General features: G+C 57.5%; 13 protein-coding genes and 1 pseudogene. 9 read left to right on the top strand and 5 right to left on the bottom strand.

Annotated elements, in window-relative coordinates:
* Positions 1–403: 403 nt before the first annotated feature.
* The gene (locus tag PMN64_RS08020) at positions 404–1,144 is read left to right on the top strand and encodes a class II aldolase/adducin family protein (protein ID WP_411780306.1); all 741 of its coding nucleotides are present in this window, start codon (positions 404–406) and stop codon (positions 1,142–1,144) included.
* A gap of 190 nt (positions 1,145–1,334) precedes the next feature.
* Positions 1,335–1,891: pseudogene (locus tag PMN64_RS08015) on the top strand (IS30 family transposase); the annotation flags it as partial.
* Positions 1,892–3,244: 1,353 nt separating this feature from the next.
* Here PMN64_RS08015 and PMN64_RS08010 read toward each other — a convergent pair.
* Positions 3,245–3,526: a helix-turn-helix domain-containing protein gene (locus PMN64_RS08010; RefSeq protein WP_411780305.1), complete on the bottom strand. Its 282-nt coding sequence runs from the start codon at positions 3,524–3,526 to the stop codon at positions 3,245–3,247.
* A gap of 621 nt (positions 3,527–4,147) precedes the next feature.
* Here PMN64_RS08010 and PMN64_RS08005 point away from each other — a divergent pair.
* From PMN64_RS08005 to PMN64_RS07995, 3 genes are all read left to right on the top strand, one after another.
* A complete protein-coding gene (locus tag PMN64_RS08005; RefSeq protein WP_411780304.1) occupies positions 4,148–4,459 on the top strand; it encodes a DNA -binding domain-containing protein in 312 nt (103 codons plus the stop codon).
* A 164-nt stretch (positions 4,460–4,623) separates the two neighbouring features.
* Positions 4,624–4,806 carry a transcriptional regulator domain-containing protein gene (locus tag PMN64_RS08000; RefSeq protein ID WP_411780303.1) on the top strand — a complete coding sequence of 61 codons (183 nt, stop codon included), beginning with the start codon at positions 4,624–4,626 and terminating at the stop codon, positions 4,804–4,806.
* A gap of 58 nt (positions 4,807–4,864) precedes the next feature.
* Positions 4,865–5,398: a DUF2285 domain-containing protein gene (locus PMN64_RS07995; protein WP_411780302.1), complete on the top strand. Its 534-nt coding sequence runs from the start codon at positions 4,865–4,867 to the stop codon at positions 5,396–5,398.
* A gap of 358 nt (positions 5,399–5,756) precedes the next feature.
* Here PMN64_RS07995 and PMN64_RS07990 read toward each other — a convergent pair whose 3' ends face one another.
* Positions 5,757–6,665 (bottom strand): LysR family transcriptional regulator, encoded by a 909-nt coding sequence (locus PMN64_RS07990; protein ID WP_411780301.1) that lies wholly within the window; start codon positions 6,663–6,665, stop codon positions 5,757–5,759.
* A 674-nt stretch (positions 6,666–7,339) separates the two neighbouring features.
* A complete protein-coding gene (locus PMN64_RS07985) occupies positions 7,340–7,621 on the bottom strand; it encodes a helix-turn-helix domain-containing protein (protein WP_411780300.1) in 282 nt (93 codons plus the stop codon).
* A 167-nt stretch (positions 7,622–7,788) separates the two neighbouring features.
* On the opposite strand from PMN64_RS07985, the gene PMN64_RS07980 reads away from it, so the two are divergent.
* A complete protein-coding gene (locus PMN64_RS07980; RefSeq protein WP_411780299.1) occupies positions 7,789–9,327 on the top strand; it encodes a porin in 1,539 nt (512 codons plus the stop codon).
* A gap of 493 nt (positions 9,328–9,820) precedes the next feature.
* On the opposite strand, the gene PMN64_RS07975 is transcribed toward PMN64_RS07980, so the two are convergent.
* Together PMN64_RS07975 and PMN64_RS07970 are read right to left on the bottom strand one after the other, a co-directional pair.
* A complete protein-coding gene (locus tag PMN64_RS07975) occupies positions 9,821–10,693 on the bottom strand; it encodes an isocitrate lyase/phosphoenolpyruvate mutase family protein (RefSeq protein WP_411780298.1) in 873 nt (290 codons plus the stop codon).
* Between the two features lie 52 nt (positions 10,694–10,745).
* Positions 10,746–11,039, bottom strand: coding sequence for a hypothetical protein (locus PMN64_RS07970; RefSeq protein ID WP_411780297.1), 294 nt, complete (start codon positions 11,037–11,039; stop codon positions 10,746–10,748).
* A 557-nt stretch (positions 11,040–11,596) separates the two neighbouring features.
* Here PMN64_RS07970 and PMN64_RS07965 point away from each other — a divergent pair.
* The 3 genes from PMN64_RS07965 to PMN64_RS07955 are packed head-to-tail and all read left to right on the top strand — an operon-like array spanning position 11,597 to position 14,579.
* Positions 11,597–12,775, top strand: a complete 1,179-nt coding sequence (locus PMN64_RS07965; RefSeq protein ID WP_411780296.1) for an ABC transporter ATP-binding protein — start codon at positions 11,597–11,599, stop codon at positions 12,773–12,775.
* Positions 12,772–13,740: a carbohydrate ABC transporter permease gene (locus tag PMN64_RS07960; RefSeq protein ID WP_411780295.1), complete on the top strand. Its 969-nt coding sequence runs from the start codon at positions 12,772–12,774 to the stop codon at positions 13,738–13,740. Before PMN64_RS07965 ends, PMN64_RS07960 begins: the two co-directional genes overlap by 4 nt.
* Positions 13,737–14,579 carry a carbohydrate ABC transporter permease gene (locus PMN64_RS07955; protein WP_411780294.1) on the top strand — a complete coding sequence of 281 codons (843 nt, stop codon included), beginning with the start codon at positions 13,737–13,739 and terminating at the stop codon, positions 14,577–14,579. The genes PMN64_RS07960 and PMN64_RS07955 overlap by 4 nt, the downstream gene beginning before the upstream one ends.
* The last annotated feature ends 10 nt before the right edge of the window (positions 14,580–14,589 follow it).

The raw sequence follows: 14,589 nt of genomic DNA, 5'->3' as shown, positions 1-14,589 counted from the left end.
CCTCCACCGCGGCAGTCTCAATCGAAATCCGGTTGGCCATTTTGGGACGGCAGATGAGCTTGGCTTCGATACCGCAACGGTCCTTCAACGCTCTTAGCCCTATCTAATGCGGTAGCTGCTCAAGTGACATAGCCGTGGTTTAGTTCCTCCAGAATAAGGGGTCCGACCGAGCCGCGCGCATAATTTGTACAAACCTCCATTCCTGCCCTATCTTCGTAAGCCACCTGTTGTGACTACCCACCTTTTTGCCGCGCGTGCTTGGCGTGGAGGAGCAATGATATGAAACGGCGGAACGCGCTCTCTGACGATGATCGATCGAGCGAACACTTCGAAATGGCGCGGGACTAGATCCGGCATTCAAGCATCTTCCCACGTGCAATGAATCGGTCTGAGGAGAAAAGACATGGATAATGATGCCTCCCGGGAATGGGAGATTCGCTGCGATCTGGCCGCAGCCTACCGCCTGATCGCCCATTTCTGCATGGACGACCTGATTGCCACTCATCTATCGGCACGCCTGCCTGGCGGGGAACACCGTTTTCTCCTCAATCCGTACGGCACGATGTTCGACGAAGTCACGGCTTCGAGCCTCGTCGTGGTCGATCCGGAGACGCATGTCATCGAGGAGGAGGAAGAGTCCAAGATTAATATCGCTGGCTTCACGATCCATTCGGCCGTGCACATGGGACGCAAGGACACCCAATGCGTCATGCACACGCATACGGTCGCTGGCATTGCGGTGGCTGCGCAGGAGCAGGGGCTGTTGCCGTTGAGCCAAAAATCGATGATTCTCTACGGCGGCATTGCTTATCACGACTATGAAGGCATCGCGCTCAATCTCGACGAGCGCGAGCGGCTGGTGCGTGATCTCGGCGGCAAAGATCTGATGATCCTGAGAAACCACGGTTTGCTCACCGTGGGACGCACCGTCTCCGAAGCATTCCTCAACATGTACCAATTGGAGCTAGCTTGCCGCATTCAGATTGCGGCTATGCAAGGTGGACAAAAAATTATTCTACCGTCCGAGCATGTCGTCGCTTACACGGCGGCGCAGTGCAAGCATAATCGATACAATCAGAGCCAGCGCCCCTGGGCGGCGCTCAAACGCCGCCTCGATCGCATCAGTCCGGACTACGCGACCTGATGGTCCGCCGGGGCGTAGCGTAGAGATGCGGCAGATGCGAGGTTGATGTCGTAGCGCGTGTCGCCACCAGGAAGCGTCGCGACAGCGCCTTCTGCCGTCGTACCTGATCAAAACAAGGTTGGAGTGACGCGCTTCGATTGAATAAGCAGAAGCGTTCTGGGATGACAAGCGAAACCGAGGCCGGGGGATGCGCGTGTTGAGGGTGTCCAGAGCGCGCGTACGCCGCCGAGGCCATGATTTTCTCTCACCGGAAATCATGATCAGCGAACGCCCGCCGAAGCAGCCCATCGCGCGATGCCCGCTTGGCAGTTCGGCAATCGGTACGTTGGTGGAGCGTTCCACGCGCTTCACGATGCTGCTTTACCTTCCTCGGCTCGGAGGGCATGGCGAGAATTCTCACATGAAGAACGGCCCGGCGCTGGCGAGACACGGTGCCGAAGCCGTGCGCGACGCGATTACGCGCACCATTATCACTTCGCCGTTCGCTGACCTGGGATCAGGAAATGGCCCAGCATGATCGTCTCAAGATCGGCGCTGGCGTCTATTTTTTGCGATCAGCAAAGCCCGTGGCAGCGTGGCAAAAATGAGAACACCAATGGTTTGCTGCGTCAGTACTTCCCGAAAAGTACTGGCCTGAGCATTCACAGCGCTGACGAAATCGCCGCCGTCGCAGCCCTCAATGCTCGACCGAGAAAGACCTTAGTCTGGAAGACGACGGCAGAGGCGCTTGACGAGTTGCTGCCATGAGGGACAAAGTCTTGAGCCCGCCCAGTACGCCTCATAGGATGACACGCGTAAGAGATGCGAGAGGTCCGTCCGATGCATGATAGCTAAGGGTTCTCAACAACGATTTTCACACAAGTTGAATCGAGGCTGAAAGTCTTCAATCGGGGCGGGCTTTTTACAACGTTCGCTGGCCGAGCCGCGCACATTAGAACGCCTTAGAAGGCGCTACCTGGCGTTGGCGCCTGCCGCGCATCGAACGGAGCAGGTGAACTGCGGATCGTGCAAATGCGGTGTCAGGCCGCCGGAGTTGTCCTGCCAAAATGCGGACGCTACACGACGATCAACAACCACCGAGAAGGGCCTTACTGAGATATTCGACGCTTCTATATATTCTCTCTCTGGCCAACGCCACTGATCCGGCTCGTTGTTTGCCGTCTACACCAATTAATCGCCTCCGTCCTGTAGGACGCAGCCGACAATCGGCCGCCTGCGCAACTCAGAAGGCATCTGGGCGAGCCAGCATCCTCGCTGGTCGCTCTCTGCGCAATCCCCAACCAGAATCGTTGAAGTTCAGTTACTCAGCAACTGGCGGCCGTCCCAGGGATGGTAATGGCGCCCGTCCAGATCGTATTGATCGTCGCTTTCGAATGCTCATCGCAACCTCCAAAGTCTGGTGTTGCGACGATTGATTGAATCCGGCCCGCACGCCTCGATCGGAATGATGGATCAATCCCGCCTCCAACCGCACGCGCTACTGCCGGAGGAGCGGACCCCGGCTGTCTGGGTCCCGTGGTCGCCGGCTATGTGGCCACGTGGAAGGCCCCGGCGGGCGGTCCAAGCATCAAGACACCACTTGATTTACAACTTCGTCACCGTTTCAGCAGAAGGACTGGCTGAACTGACGTATCGTTGCCTCGATGCCGGAGCCTTCAAGGGGACTGCGCCGTTCAGTTCCTTCGGCGGCAATTTCGTCCAACTCGCCGAATTGAACCGGAACGGTCCCCGCTTCGGATCCCGATTTCCTCGAGCGGTGGAGAGGATCGAAAGATTTTTTTCTCGCCCGCTGCTGCCACGTCGTTCTCGCGCGCGAGGCCGCTCAATCCGCCATCGAGCGTTCTTTCGACCGTATCCGGGTCTGTGCCGGTGTGGATGTCGATTGAGGATTCCTGTCTCAGGAGCATGTGCAGAGAATCTCGCCCCCTGAGGACCAATGCGAATTTCATGCTCCGGATTGCCGAGTTCCGCCGAACATTAGCCGGCCGGCCAGTTTAACTTTTCTGTCAAGTTGGCAGGCTTTGACTCTGCAACTTTCAACAACTCAAGCAGAGCTGTCGCCCACTGCCTTTACACGGACTGGGCTCCCATCTGACAGTGCTATTTCGTCTTGCGATGCGGACGCTTGGGCTTGCGACCTTTAGGCAAGGTCTTCGGAGCCGTTGCACCTCTGGTTGGCTGAACAAAGAACTCGGATAAATGAACCTCTAACGTTTCAGCGATACGCTCGAGAAGATCAATCGTCGGGTTCTCCTTTTGTTGCTCAATACGGCCCATATAGGAGCGGTCAATCCCGGCATCGTAAGCCAATTGCTCTTGCGGAATGCCGCGACCTACGCGGATCCGGCGCACGTTCCAAGCCACTAGCGCACGAGCTTTCATGCGCCAAAGCAGCCATTCGGCCGACCATCAAACCACTGGCTATAACAATCCTATTACGGTAAGTTAGTTCAGAATGCAGATGAGCTGTCTCCGGGCATAAGCTTCAATGAAAAGGCCAGTGAATCCGGATGTCACCGATGTCACGCTAAATGAGCCGATACTGACGACCTATTACGAGCAGCATCTGGTGGCGTGTTGGCGAGAGGCGTCGGCGCCGACTGGAATGAAGACACGGACCGGGCTGCATGCCGATCCCAGATCGTTAAGGCAGTATGCCCCCCGTGGGGAGCATTGGTCTGTTGACGCGCGCAAAATGGATGGCCCACCAAGTTACCTCAGCTTGCTTGTCGGCGGCGCGACCAATAGCAAATTGGCCACGTGGAGTCAGCATGCTCGCCAACCGGCCAAGCCGCGCAGCCAAATCATCGAGCAGCGAGCGCGTGTGGTTTTGCCCGACAAACCGCACGTATCGATCCCTCTTCGCAGGCACGAAGCGTGCAGCCGTTTGCGTCGGAGCGAGCGAATATGGCGGCCGTCATTTGGCAGGAATATTCGCGCAGCATCGCGACAAATCGCCGGTACCAAGATGCCATGAATACGGCTACGAACGCTTTGATTTAGATGGAAGTTTCAGTCTGGAAGGAGTTCCAGGTAGTGCCGGCCGGTCCGAAGATCGCAGATTTGGCGCCCAGCGCGTCCGAACTCACGCCGTACGATGAGCTGCATGCCGTGACCTATATGCGTCTGCTCGATGCTGAATCCGATAATGCGGATTGGCGCGAAGTCGCGCGCATTGTGCTTGGTATCGATCCGACCCTTGAGCCCGATCGCGCGCGCCGTGCTTTCGACAGTCATCTGGCTCGCGCCAAGTGGGCGGCGCGTCATGGCTATCGTGATCTCCTTCGCCACGGTTGGCCGAAAAGTGAAGAGTGACGCCATCTGAATGGGCCTGACGTCTTTCCCATCGCATATGTAGATCGTTCCATCGACTAAGTAGATCAGCGTTGAATAACTCCATCGGTGCAACCAGAAATGGTCACAATTGTCAGTCCAGTGTCCTTGCGCGTGCATCAAGAACATGCGGGGAAAACAGTGCAATGCCAGGTGCCGACTGGAGATCAGAGAGCGCTTACGATGAGACCAGGAAAGCAGAAACTGCGGACATAGCCTGGGAGTGGCTTCGCCGCGATCGCGAGTATCAACAAGACTTCAGCAGCGAACAATCCAGCGCGACGTCGGATCACTTCCGGCGGAAGTGGGGGCTGACGTTTTGCAGCTGATCCGCAAAAGACGTTCGACGAGCAAGCCATTTTCTGGGCACCTGAGGCGCTGTCGACCGTGCTGTTCGTCCGCGCGGCGATCTGCACGCCGGCGTACGAAGGGTACGAGTTGGATTTCGGCAACCTGGTGGGCAGCGAGCTTCGTCATTCGCAAGATGGATGGCATGCCATCGTGCCGCTCGGCGGAGCGAAGCATCGCCTTTGGCTAAGAAAGCGTCCAGCGAGCGGCTTATTGGTTGCCGTTGACCTGCCGCTGGACCGCAATTTCGACGTTCGTCTGCAGGCGGCACGCCGATTTTGGTTGGCGCTCGAACATCGCGCCATCGGACCACCTCCTCTTTCTCTATCGATCCAGGCTCGCCATCGGCTCATCCTCGCCATGCGTGCAGTCGATGGGCGGCTGGAAGGAAATAGCTATCGCAAGATCGCGCAAGGTCTGTTTGGCATGCATCGCATTCCCGATCGAGGCTGGAAAACACACGATCTGCGCAGCCGGACCATTCGCCTGGTCCAGCTAGGGCTGCATCTCATGCGAGGAGGCTATCGCGCATTGCTCCGTCGCAAGGGTAAAGACAAGAACGATCCTTCCTGAGCTGTTCGCCGATCATCGTCGTGGCTGAAGTCCGGATATTGGATGCCGGACCAGCATCGGCAAAGCCGCCACGGCCAGGTTGAGGGTTCGGGGTCTCCAACGGGCCAGTTCGAGATAGCGCACCAGGAAACCTGAGGGATCATGTTTGAGCTCTTATGAACGCCGCCTCCTAGAAGGGTGAATATCATGACGGCGCGCAAACCTCGACAACTATGGCCGCAGGCGGCAAGCTCTCCATTGGTGGTTAGCGTGGTGGCCGAGCACATTCGATCAGAAATCCGCAAATCCGGTCCGCTCTGCTGAGCTATGTATCTGCAATCGGATCGATTGATGGAATCTGACATAGCCTGATGCGATGTCAGGCGGCTTCCGGAATTGCGGCCTTTTTGCAGAGCCGAGCTACCCATCGACAAAAAGCACGAGCGACTTCTGGATTGTCACTGCGATCGACCGCATAGGCTCGATATTGCATGCCACTGGGAGTGCGCGATCCTGGTATCACCTGAAGAACGCCCCCACGCACGAGATCGCTGACAACGATTTCGGGCGCTACTAGAAGACATTTACCTGTCATGACCGCCGGCAAGGCAAGATAATTGTGATCATATCGCGCGCCTACCTTTATGTCTCTTGCGGCCAGGTTCATCGCCCTCGACCATGTAGGCAATATGTCCGGCCGGGATGTGATGTTCAGAATTGGCATTGAGCGAACAATGGAGAGCGTTTTTCCCGCCACGTGAGTTGGAGAGCCCACGCATACGAGTTCCTCGTTGTAGATTTCCCAATTGTCTGCCGGTTCGAGAACGGAAAGGTCGCGTGTAATCAAGATATCGAAATGATCGGAAGAGGTCGGCGGAGACAGCGAGCTAATGACATCCACGGTTATGCCGCCCATCTCAGCAGAGAACGCCTGGAGATTCGGAATCAGAAGGGAGAAAGCGAAAGTGGAAAGCGACGTGCGGACCACAATCCGATTGGCTTCCGGTTGGCTCCGGCGCCGCATTCTTTTGGCGGTGAAGCACACTGTATCGAGCGGCTCGGCAACAGTGTTCGCGAAAAGCCTTCCGAATTCCGTCAATTCGCTGCGCCGGCCTCGCCGTAGCACGAGGTCTGTACCAAAGTATTCCTGCAACACAGCCAGGTAGCGGCTGACCGAACTCTGTGTTGTTCCCAACGCGCTAGCCGCGCGCGTTACGCTTCCTTCTCGCGCAATGGTCACAAATGCCCGGATTGCATTGAGGGGGACTTCATCGTGTTCGGCAGCCATCTTCCCCTCCGGTAAGCATCTCGAATGTCGTTGCCAGGGCAGGCCATTGTCAAAAATGAATGCTGTATCACGTTATTCGATGCGTATTGCCGGATTACTACTTATCATTGGTATCTCGCGCACGAAAATCGGCTATCGGTACGATTCGTACGGTTCGGCTTTCAATCGCTATCGGCGGATATTCAAGCGCGCGAATGTAGTCGGGGCGATCAATGTTCTCGCAGTCGACAGCACGCGACTTCGAGCGGACGCAGCTGCTTGTTCAATCTTTCCAACAGTACCGTGCTGGTGCCGGGGCGGGCGTCGGGCGTTGAGTCGCCTCTCGAGATCGAGCTGGCTACGATGCCGGCGCCAGCCTCTACATGGAGTTTGCGTCCGATGCAGCATTGCCCGCGTTGCCGCGGCGATCAACGTCTCGATGCGGGGATGACAAGAGAACATGGCCGGGATTGTCATGATGGCATCTACCTTCCTCCAGAAATCTCTTAAGCGCGGACGGTTCCTGACGCCCATCGGCAACAAGGTTCGCAGCCGTTGGGAAGATCGTGACATCGATGACGATGGCGCCGCCGGCACGCCCGCCTTGCGACTTCGAACCGCGCCATGTTCGGCTCAGCAGAGCTGTCCAGTGCCTTTACGGCCGGCGCCATGAAGTGGCTATGCTACGAGGAGTGCTATTGTTTCCTGCGTGGTGTACGCACCATCTTACGACCTTTAGGCAAGGTCTTTGGAGCCGTCGCCCCTTTGGGGGGCCGAATAAATAGCTCAGACAGATCAACACCTAGCGTCTGGGCGATACGGTCGAGAAGATCAATTGTCGGGTTCGCCTGTTGCCGCTCGAGGCCGCCCATATAGGAGCGGTCAATCCCCGCATCGTAGGCCAATTGGTCTTGCGGAATACCGCGATTGACGCGGATCCGGCGTACGTTCCAGGCCACACGCGCACGAGCTCTCATGTGCGAAAGCAGCCATTTGGATGGTCATCAAACCACTGGCTATAACCGTCCTATTCCATCACCAAACCAGAGCCTTTCAATCGAATTATGTGATGTCTGTCACCGAATGTTTGTTCCCCGACGCTACTGGCTCGGCCGCACAAGTTTTGGCCGAAAGGAGAAGGGCAATGACATTCGAAAATATGAGCTTTGAGTTACAGCGCACGATCAAACAATTCGTTCTGGCTTCTGCGACAGGATTAATCGCGTGCGGCGGGGCACAAGCAGCTGAGCTTCCTGTCAAGGCCAAAGCTGTCGAATACGTAAAGGTGTGCTCGCTGTACGGCGCCGGGTTTTATTTCATTCCGGGCACTGACACTTGCATCAAGCTGGGCGGTTACCTGCGGGTTGAATCGGCATTTTGGACGAACAGCGTTTACAACACCTCGGTTAGCGGGCCGGGCGGGGCGCAGAACCGCCTCAGCAATTTCTATAGCGCTCGGTCCCGCGAAGACGTCACGATCGATACGCGCACCGCCACCGGGTACGGCGTGGTCCGCACGTTCTTCGAGACTACCTTCAGCTGGACGACTGGTTCCACCGCCGCCACAGGAACAGGAGTTACATCGTATTCGGGGGACGGCCTCGGACTCGGTACGGTCGGCGTCTATCTTGCCTTCATCCAGTTCGCTGGCTTCACGATGGGCAAGGCGATCTCGCAGTTCAGCGCTCCGTGGATGAACTATCCGGCCAACAATTTCAGCGGTCTTCCGGGCGGTGGAGGCGACTCTACGGGCGTCAACCAGCTGAGCTATACCGCCGACTTCGGTCAAGGCATCACGGCGACAATCTCCGCGCAGGATCCGACTGCCTACTATCAGACGAACATTTGGAATACGACCAATGCCATGGCTGCCGGTATTGTGACGGGTGTTTACGGTTCGCAGAGCTTCGGTGGTACCCGTGCTCCAGATGTCATCGCCAGGACGCGCATTGACCAGCCCTGGGGTCTCTTCCAGGCATCGCTCGCCGCGCACAATAACCATGCAGCGTATTACGGTGGGAGCGAAACGAGTGGACACGCAGGCGATAAGTGGGGGTGGGCCGGTCAGTTGGCGCTGTCGATCAATAACATCCCGACTGGTGCTGGCGATTCAATCAACTTGCAGGGCGTGTATACCGACGGCGCGAGCCTGTTCAATATCCAGGAAAATTTGTCGACGGCATGGGCAATGTACGGAGGCAGTAGCCGAACTGGCGCGTACCAAAATATCGGGATTGCTGGCGTCTCTGACGCCATCTACTCCGGTGCAAGTTCCGCAACCGGCACGGGACTAGAGCTGACCAAGACTTACGGCTTCAATGCAGGTTACACTCACAATTGGAATCCCTATTGGAATACAGCATTCTACGGCGGGTGGGCCGCCGTTCGCTATACCGGCGCAGCTAAAGCTCAGATCTGCGGAAGTGTGGGCATGGCTGCGCTCGGGCTAACGGGCGTGTGCAACCCTGACTTCAACATCGCAGCCGTCGGTACTATCACTCGCTGGACGCCGGTCAACAACCTCGCGTTCTCGGCCGATTTTGCCGCTACTTTTCTTGATCAGAAATACTCTGGTGCGATTACGGCACCGACAGTTGCCGCAGTTGCGAAGCCGGCTGCAATGTATGAATTCAAGAGCCAGAGTACGCTGAGTTTGCTCCTACGCGTTCAGCGCAACTGGTGATTTTTTTGGGTCAAGATAGCATAGCAAAGGGCGTCCCCGGCGAAACTATGAAAGCCGGGTGACTCTGTTAGGGACCAATTGTGCCTAAGTCTCAAGACGAACTCCGATAGACAACCAGTAACAATTCTGGACTGATGTGTTGTAATCGAGACGATCCCCGCCATGTCGCTACGAGGTCGCTTCAGATCCAGGTGTCTTCGGCGAGAACTGTTCGGGCCAACAAGGGCCGACCGCATGTTGCAACAGCTTGGTTCCAATGATCCAGATTGTCAGGATCGAAAGCGAACAACAGCCTAGATTCGAAATGAGCAGCGATCGACTTGCTGGTTGAGGGGCGAAACACCACTCGACGGTAGCCGCCTTCTGAAAGTCCGACCTTTTTACAAATGCGGACTAACCAGCGCAAAAACACACGAGCGGTTTGTGGATCGTCGTGGCAATCGAGGTGCTATCTGTCGTGCGAAGATTTGGACAACTATCGAGATTCCGTGTTTCAGCGAAGGAAGCGAGTCTCAGCTGCCTTGACCTCATCCATCTGCTGAAGTCTAAAAATCTCCTCTACTGGCAAAATGTCCTTATGCACGTTCTGGACGCCACCGTCGGCGATAATCCGGCGGAAGGTCTCTTGAATGGCTGTTGCAGCGGCGCGAACGCCATAATTGCCGTAGATCACCATCTGGATGTTGCGCAGCGCTTTGATGCGTTCGACATGGAGATCCGGGTAGGCGTTCGGCACAATCACCAGCGGCACCGATCCGGTCCAGCCGCGAGAAAAGCTCTCGATCTCTGAAGGATCCGTTCTTTTCGAGTGGATCAGGATCATGTCGGCCCCAGCCTCCACATAGGCTTGCGCGCGTCGCAGAGCGTTTGCTTCACCAAGGCCTGCGATCAGCGCCTCGGTGCGGGCGATCACCAGAAAGTCCCGGTTCCGCCTTGTCGTGATTGCAGCCTCGATCTTTCCCTGAAATTCCTCAATGCGAAGCAGCTCCTGGCGACCGCCGGCAATAAGGCTCGTTACCTTTGGAAAGGTTTTGTCCTCAATGACGACGGCGCTGGCGCCAGCCCGCTCGTATTCGCTGACAGCATGAATGACATTGATGGCGTTGCCATAACCCGTATCGATGTCGGCGACGATCGGCAGCGTAGTCCGTCCTGCGATCGCGCGCAGCATGTCCAGATGCTGTGTCATGGAAAGCAGGCTCATGTCCGCCAAGCCGTAAAGCGCCGACAACTCGAAGCCGGAGGCCCATACGCCGTCGAATCCCGCTTCTTCTGCAAGGATGGCCGAAAGCGGGCTGTGGGCCGCCATGATGTGAACAAGGCCGGTCTCGGCCATGCGGGCGCGCAGTGATTTGGCAGGGGACATTGGGAGCTTTCAGGTTAGGGCTGCGCAGGTGTCGATAGTGTGCCCGCATGGCTTACGTGGGGTTCTCGAACGCCAAGTCATGGAAATGCAGATGTAAGAGAAGCCACCGGCCACTGTCGGACCATAGCCGCGTCGAACGCATCAAGCGGGCAGGCGCGGAATCGATATCGAATTCGACTGCCTTGCCGCTCAGTGTGCGTTTGTCGAACAGTAGCGTGATTAGGTCTGCGCCATGATCGCGCAGCGCGGCGGCTCGCGCCGACATGGTCTTGGGTTTAGATGGGCGGACGACTTCGAGCCGTCCTGCAACAAGGAACAAGTTAGAAAAACCTGCGAGCTCAGACATATCAGGACTTCTACTCCGTCACGAGCGACCGAAGTAGTTGAGCCATCGCGCCTTTTGTATGAGGTGATCGAAACTTGCGATGCTTGCTTGCACCGCAGAGGCATATGGCGTGTGTTGCACAGACGCTGAGATTGCCCCGGGGGATTGGCCGCCCGGAAGAAGCAGCTGGTAATCGACGCTCGGTCAGTATGCAGCTGCTTGCTAAAGCTCGTTTTCCTGACAGCACGCGGGAAAGGTGCGAGGGAGCATGCCCGGAAGAAAGGTCCGCGGGAGCGCCGGCGGAATCTGTTGATCGTCTCGATCGGAGGCAGGAGGTCGAGACGTCGCATTGCCCACGGCATGACAGCCTCCAGCTGCTCTAGCCGTTCCGTTCTTGAGATCACGCCATCCCAACCGCGCCAATCATCGCATGTCCGCATGTTCCTATCGACTTTTTCGATAGTTGTCACGCGATCGTAGCACTTCGAGCTTCTATGGCGTCACACATGGGCCAACGCCTCCGAACGAGGCGCCGGAAACGGTCCGCAGACGTTTCGTGGCGATGTGAAGGAAGAGCTATGGCATCCATGTCGATTGAGGGTATCCGCAAGAGTTTCGGTCCGGTTTCGGTCCTGCGCGATGTTTCGCTATCGATAGCAGATGGTGAGTTCCTGACACTGCTCGGCCCTTCTGGTTGCGGAAAATCGACGCTACTGCGCATCTTGGCGGGACTTGAGATGCAGGACGCGGGCTCGATCTCGATCGGCGAACGGGTGGTGGACGGACTACGGCCGAAGCAGAGAGACGTTGCCATGGTCTTTCAGTCCTACGCGCTCTACCCGCATATGACTGTCGCCTCCAACATGGCGCTGCCGCTTCGCATGCGCAGGCTCTCGGCTGTCCAGCGGCTGCCCATTCTCGGTCGCCTGCTGCCAGGTGCGGTGGGCGCCGCTGCAAAGATCGACATGGAGGTCGCTCGCACGGCTGACTCGCTTAGTATTGGTCACCTGCTCGCCCGCAAGCCGGGGCAGCTCTCCGGCGGCCAGCGGCAGCGCGTGGCAGTCGGCCGAGCGATGGTGCGCCAACCAGCGGTTTTTCTGATGGACGAGCCGCTGTCTAACCTCGATGCCAAGCTGCGTGTGCAAATGCGAGCCGAAATAAAGGAGTTGCACCGGCGGCTCGGCAGCACCTTCGTCTATGTCACCCACGACCAAACTGAGGCCATGACGCTATCGGACCGGGTGGCAGTGATGCTCGACGGCGAAATATTGCAGGTTGCTCCGCCACAGGACATATACGCCGATCCCAGCGAGCTGCGCATCGCGGAATTCATCGGCTTGCCCAAGATCAATATGCTCAATGGTGTTGTGCGCGAGCGCGGCCTGATCGATGTGGCCGGATCGACCATCGCGATTGAGGTGGATGCGCGCTCCGGCACGCCTGTCACACTTGGTATTCGGCCGGAGGCGCTTCATCACATCGACCGCGCCGGACATGGTGTACTGACCGGCTCAGTACGCATGATCGAGCATATGGGGGCCGATCTATTTGTTCACCTTGATCTAGCGGGCGTCGACCGGCCGTTAATCGCAAGGCTGGACGCTGAACGCGCGAGCCATGTTGCTCATGGCCAGACGTTGCATGTCGGCGTTTCGTCGGATCGCGTGCTTCTCTTTGCTGCTGACGGATGGCGCCTGCGCCGGCATGTGGCACCGAGCCGAGAACCGAATACCGCGATCCGGGAAGTTGCCCGATGAGCCGACCGGTTCCTCTCATCGGATCGTTCGACGCGGCGTCCGCGGCCGGTGGCACTGGCTTGTCTCAGACCACCTCGCCGGCCCGCAGGCGGGCCTTTGCAGAGGCCGCGGCAGCCTGGATCCTTGCGGGGCCGGCAGTCTTCTTGCTGCTTGGCCTATTCCTGCTGCCCGTAATCGGCGTATTCCTCATTGCCCTCACGGACTGGCAGTTTGGGGCGCGTTCCTTTTCGTTCGTCGGGCTCGCCAATTTCCGCGAGGTCTTTGCTGATGACGCCTTCAGGGCCTCCCTTCTCAACACCATCATCTACGTTCTGGTCGTTGTGCCTGGCACGATCGTCATGGGGTTCCTCATCGCGCTTCTGATCGAAAGCGGAAAGTCGTGCCGCGCCTTTTACCGCGCCATCCACTTTATGCCATTCATGGCGACAATCACGGCCATGGCGATTGTTTGGGAGGCACTGCTGAATCCCACGATCGGCCTTGTCAATCAGACGTTCGCCGCGATTGGTATCCCGATCTACAACTGGTTGCGCGACGGAAATACGGCGCTTGTGGTACTGGCTGCGATCGGCATCTGGCAGAATCTCGGTTATGCCATGGTCCTGTTTCTCGCCGGTCTTAAGAGCATCCCGCAAGATCTCTACGATGCTGCAGACGTTGACGGGGCGGACCTTTGGCTCGATCGGGTGCGCACCGTCACCCTGCCCATGCTCGGGCCAGTCTCCATGTTCATTGTCGTCGTTGTGACACTGAGGGCGTTGAATTCTTTCGACACCGTTAAAGTGCTTACCCAAGGCGGCCCTGGTCACACTTCCGAGGTGCTGATGTACACGCTCTATCGCGAGAGCTTCGAATATCTGCGCACCGGATATGGCGCGGCGGTTGCCGTCGTATTTCTCTCCATCGTCGTGACCCTCACTCTCGTCCAGACCCACGTCATGGACAGAAAAGTGCATTACAAATGAGCATTGCCAACAAGCAGCTATCGCGGTCCGCCGGCATTCTTCGACATACTGTGCTGCTCATCACCGGAACTCTCATCCTTGTCCCCTTTGTTTGGATGGTGTCGCTGTCAATCAAGCCGCCGGGAGAGGTCTTTCGCGCATCGCTTTCACTGTGGCCCGCCCAATTCTATGGCATCGAAAACTATACGAAAGCGCTAACCGAAGCGCCGTTGCCGCGCTACATGTGCAACGGCCTGCTTGTCTGCGTTGTCATCCTCGCGCTTCAGATCATCATCTGCGCGCCTTGCGCCTATGCGCTCGCCAAGTTGCGGTTTCCCGGCCGCGACCTGCTCTTCGGCATGTTACTCATCGGCCTGCTGCTGCCGCACCAGGTTCTGTGTTTGCCCCTCTTTGTGCTGGGATATCTGCTCGGCATCCTCAACACCTATGCAGCCCTCATCTTTCCCTATGTGGTCTCGCCGTTCGGCATCTTCCTGTTTCGGCAGTTCTTCAAAACCATTCCCGACGATGTCGTGCACGCCGCCCGCCTGGATGGCCTCTCTGAACTCGCCATCGTGTGGAGAATCATCGTGCCGATGGCGCTCCCGGCCGTCATCGCATTCTCGATCTTCTCGGTTGTCGCCCATTGGAACGACCTCTTTTGGCCGCTGATCGCGGTGCGCGACCAGTCGTTGATGCCGCCGCCACTCGGCATCTTGGCCTTCAAGAACGAAGAGGCCGGCAATGACTACGGACCATTGATGGCCGCTTCAACCATGGTTGTTGCGCCGCTGCTGATCGCATTCCTGGCCGCACAAAAATGGTTTGTGGAGGGAATGACAGGCGGTGCGGTGAAGTAAACAGCTCGCG

Source organism: Bradyrhizobium sp. UFLA01-814, from assembly GCF_046718885.1.
In the GTDB taxonomy this organism is placed as follows: Bacteria; Pseudomonadota; Alphaproteobacteria; order Rhizobiales; family Xanthobacteraceae; genus Bradyrhizobium; species Bradyrhizobium elkanii.
This window is presented reverse-complemented; position numbering and strand designations above follow the sequence as displayed.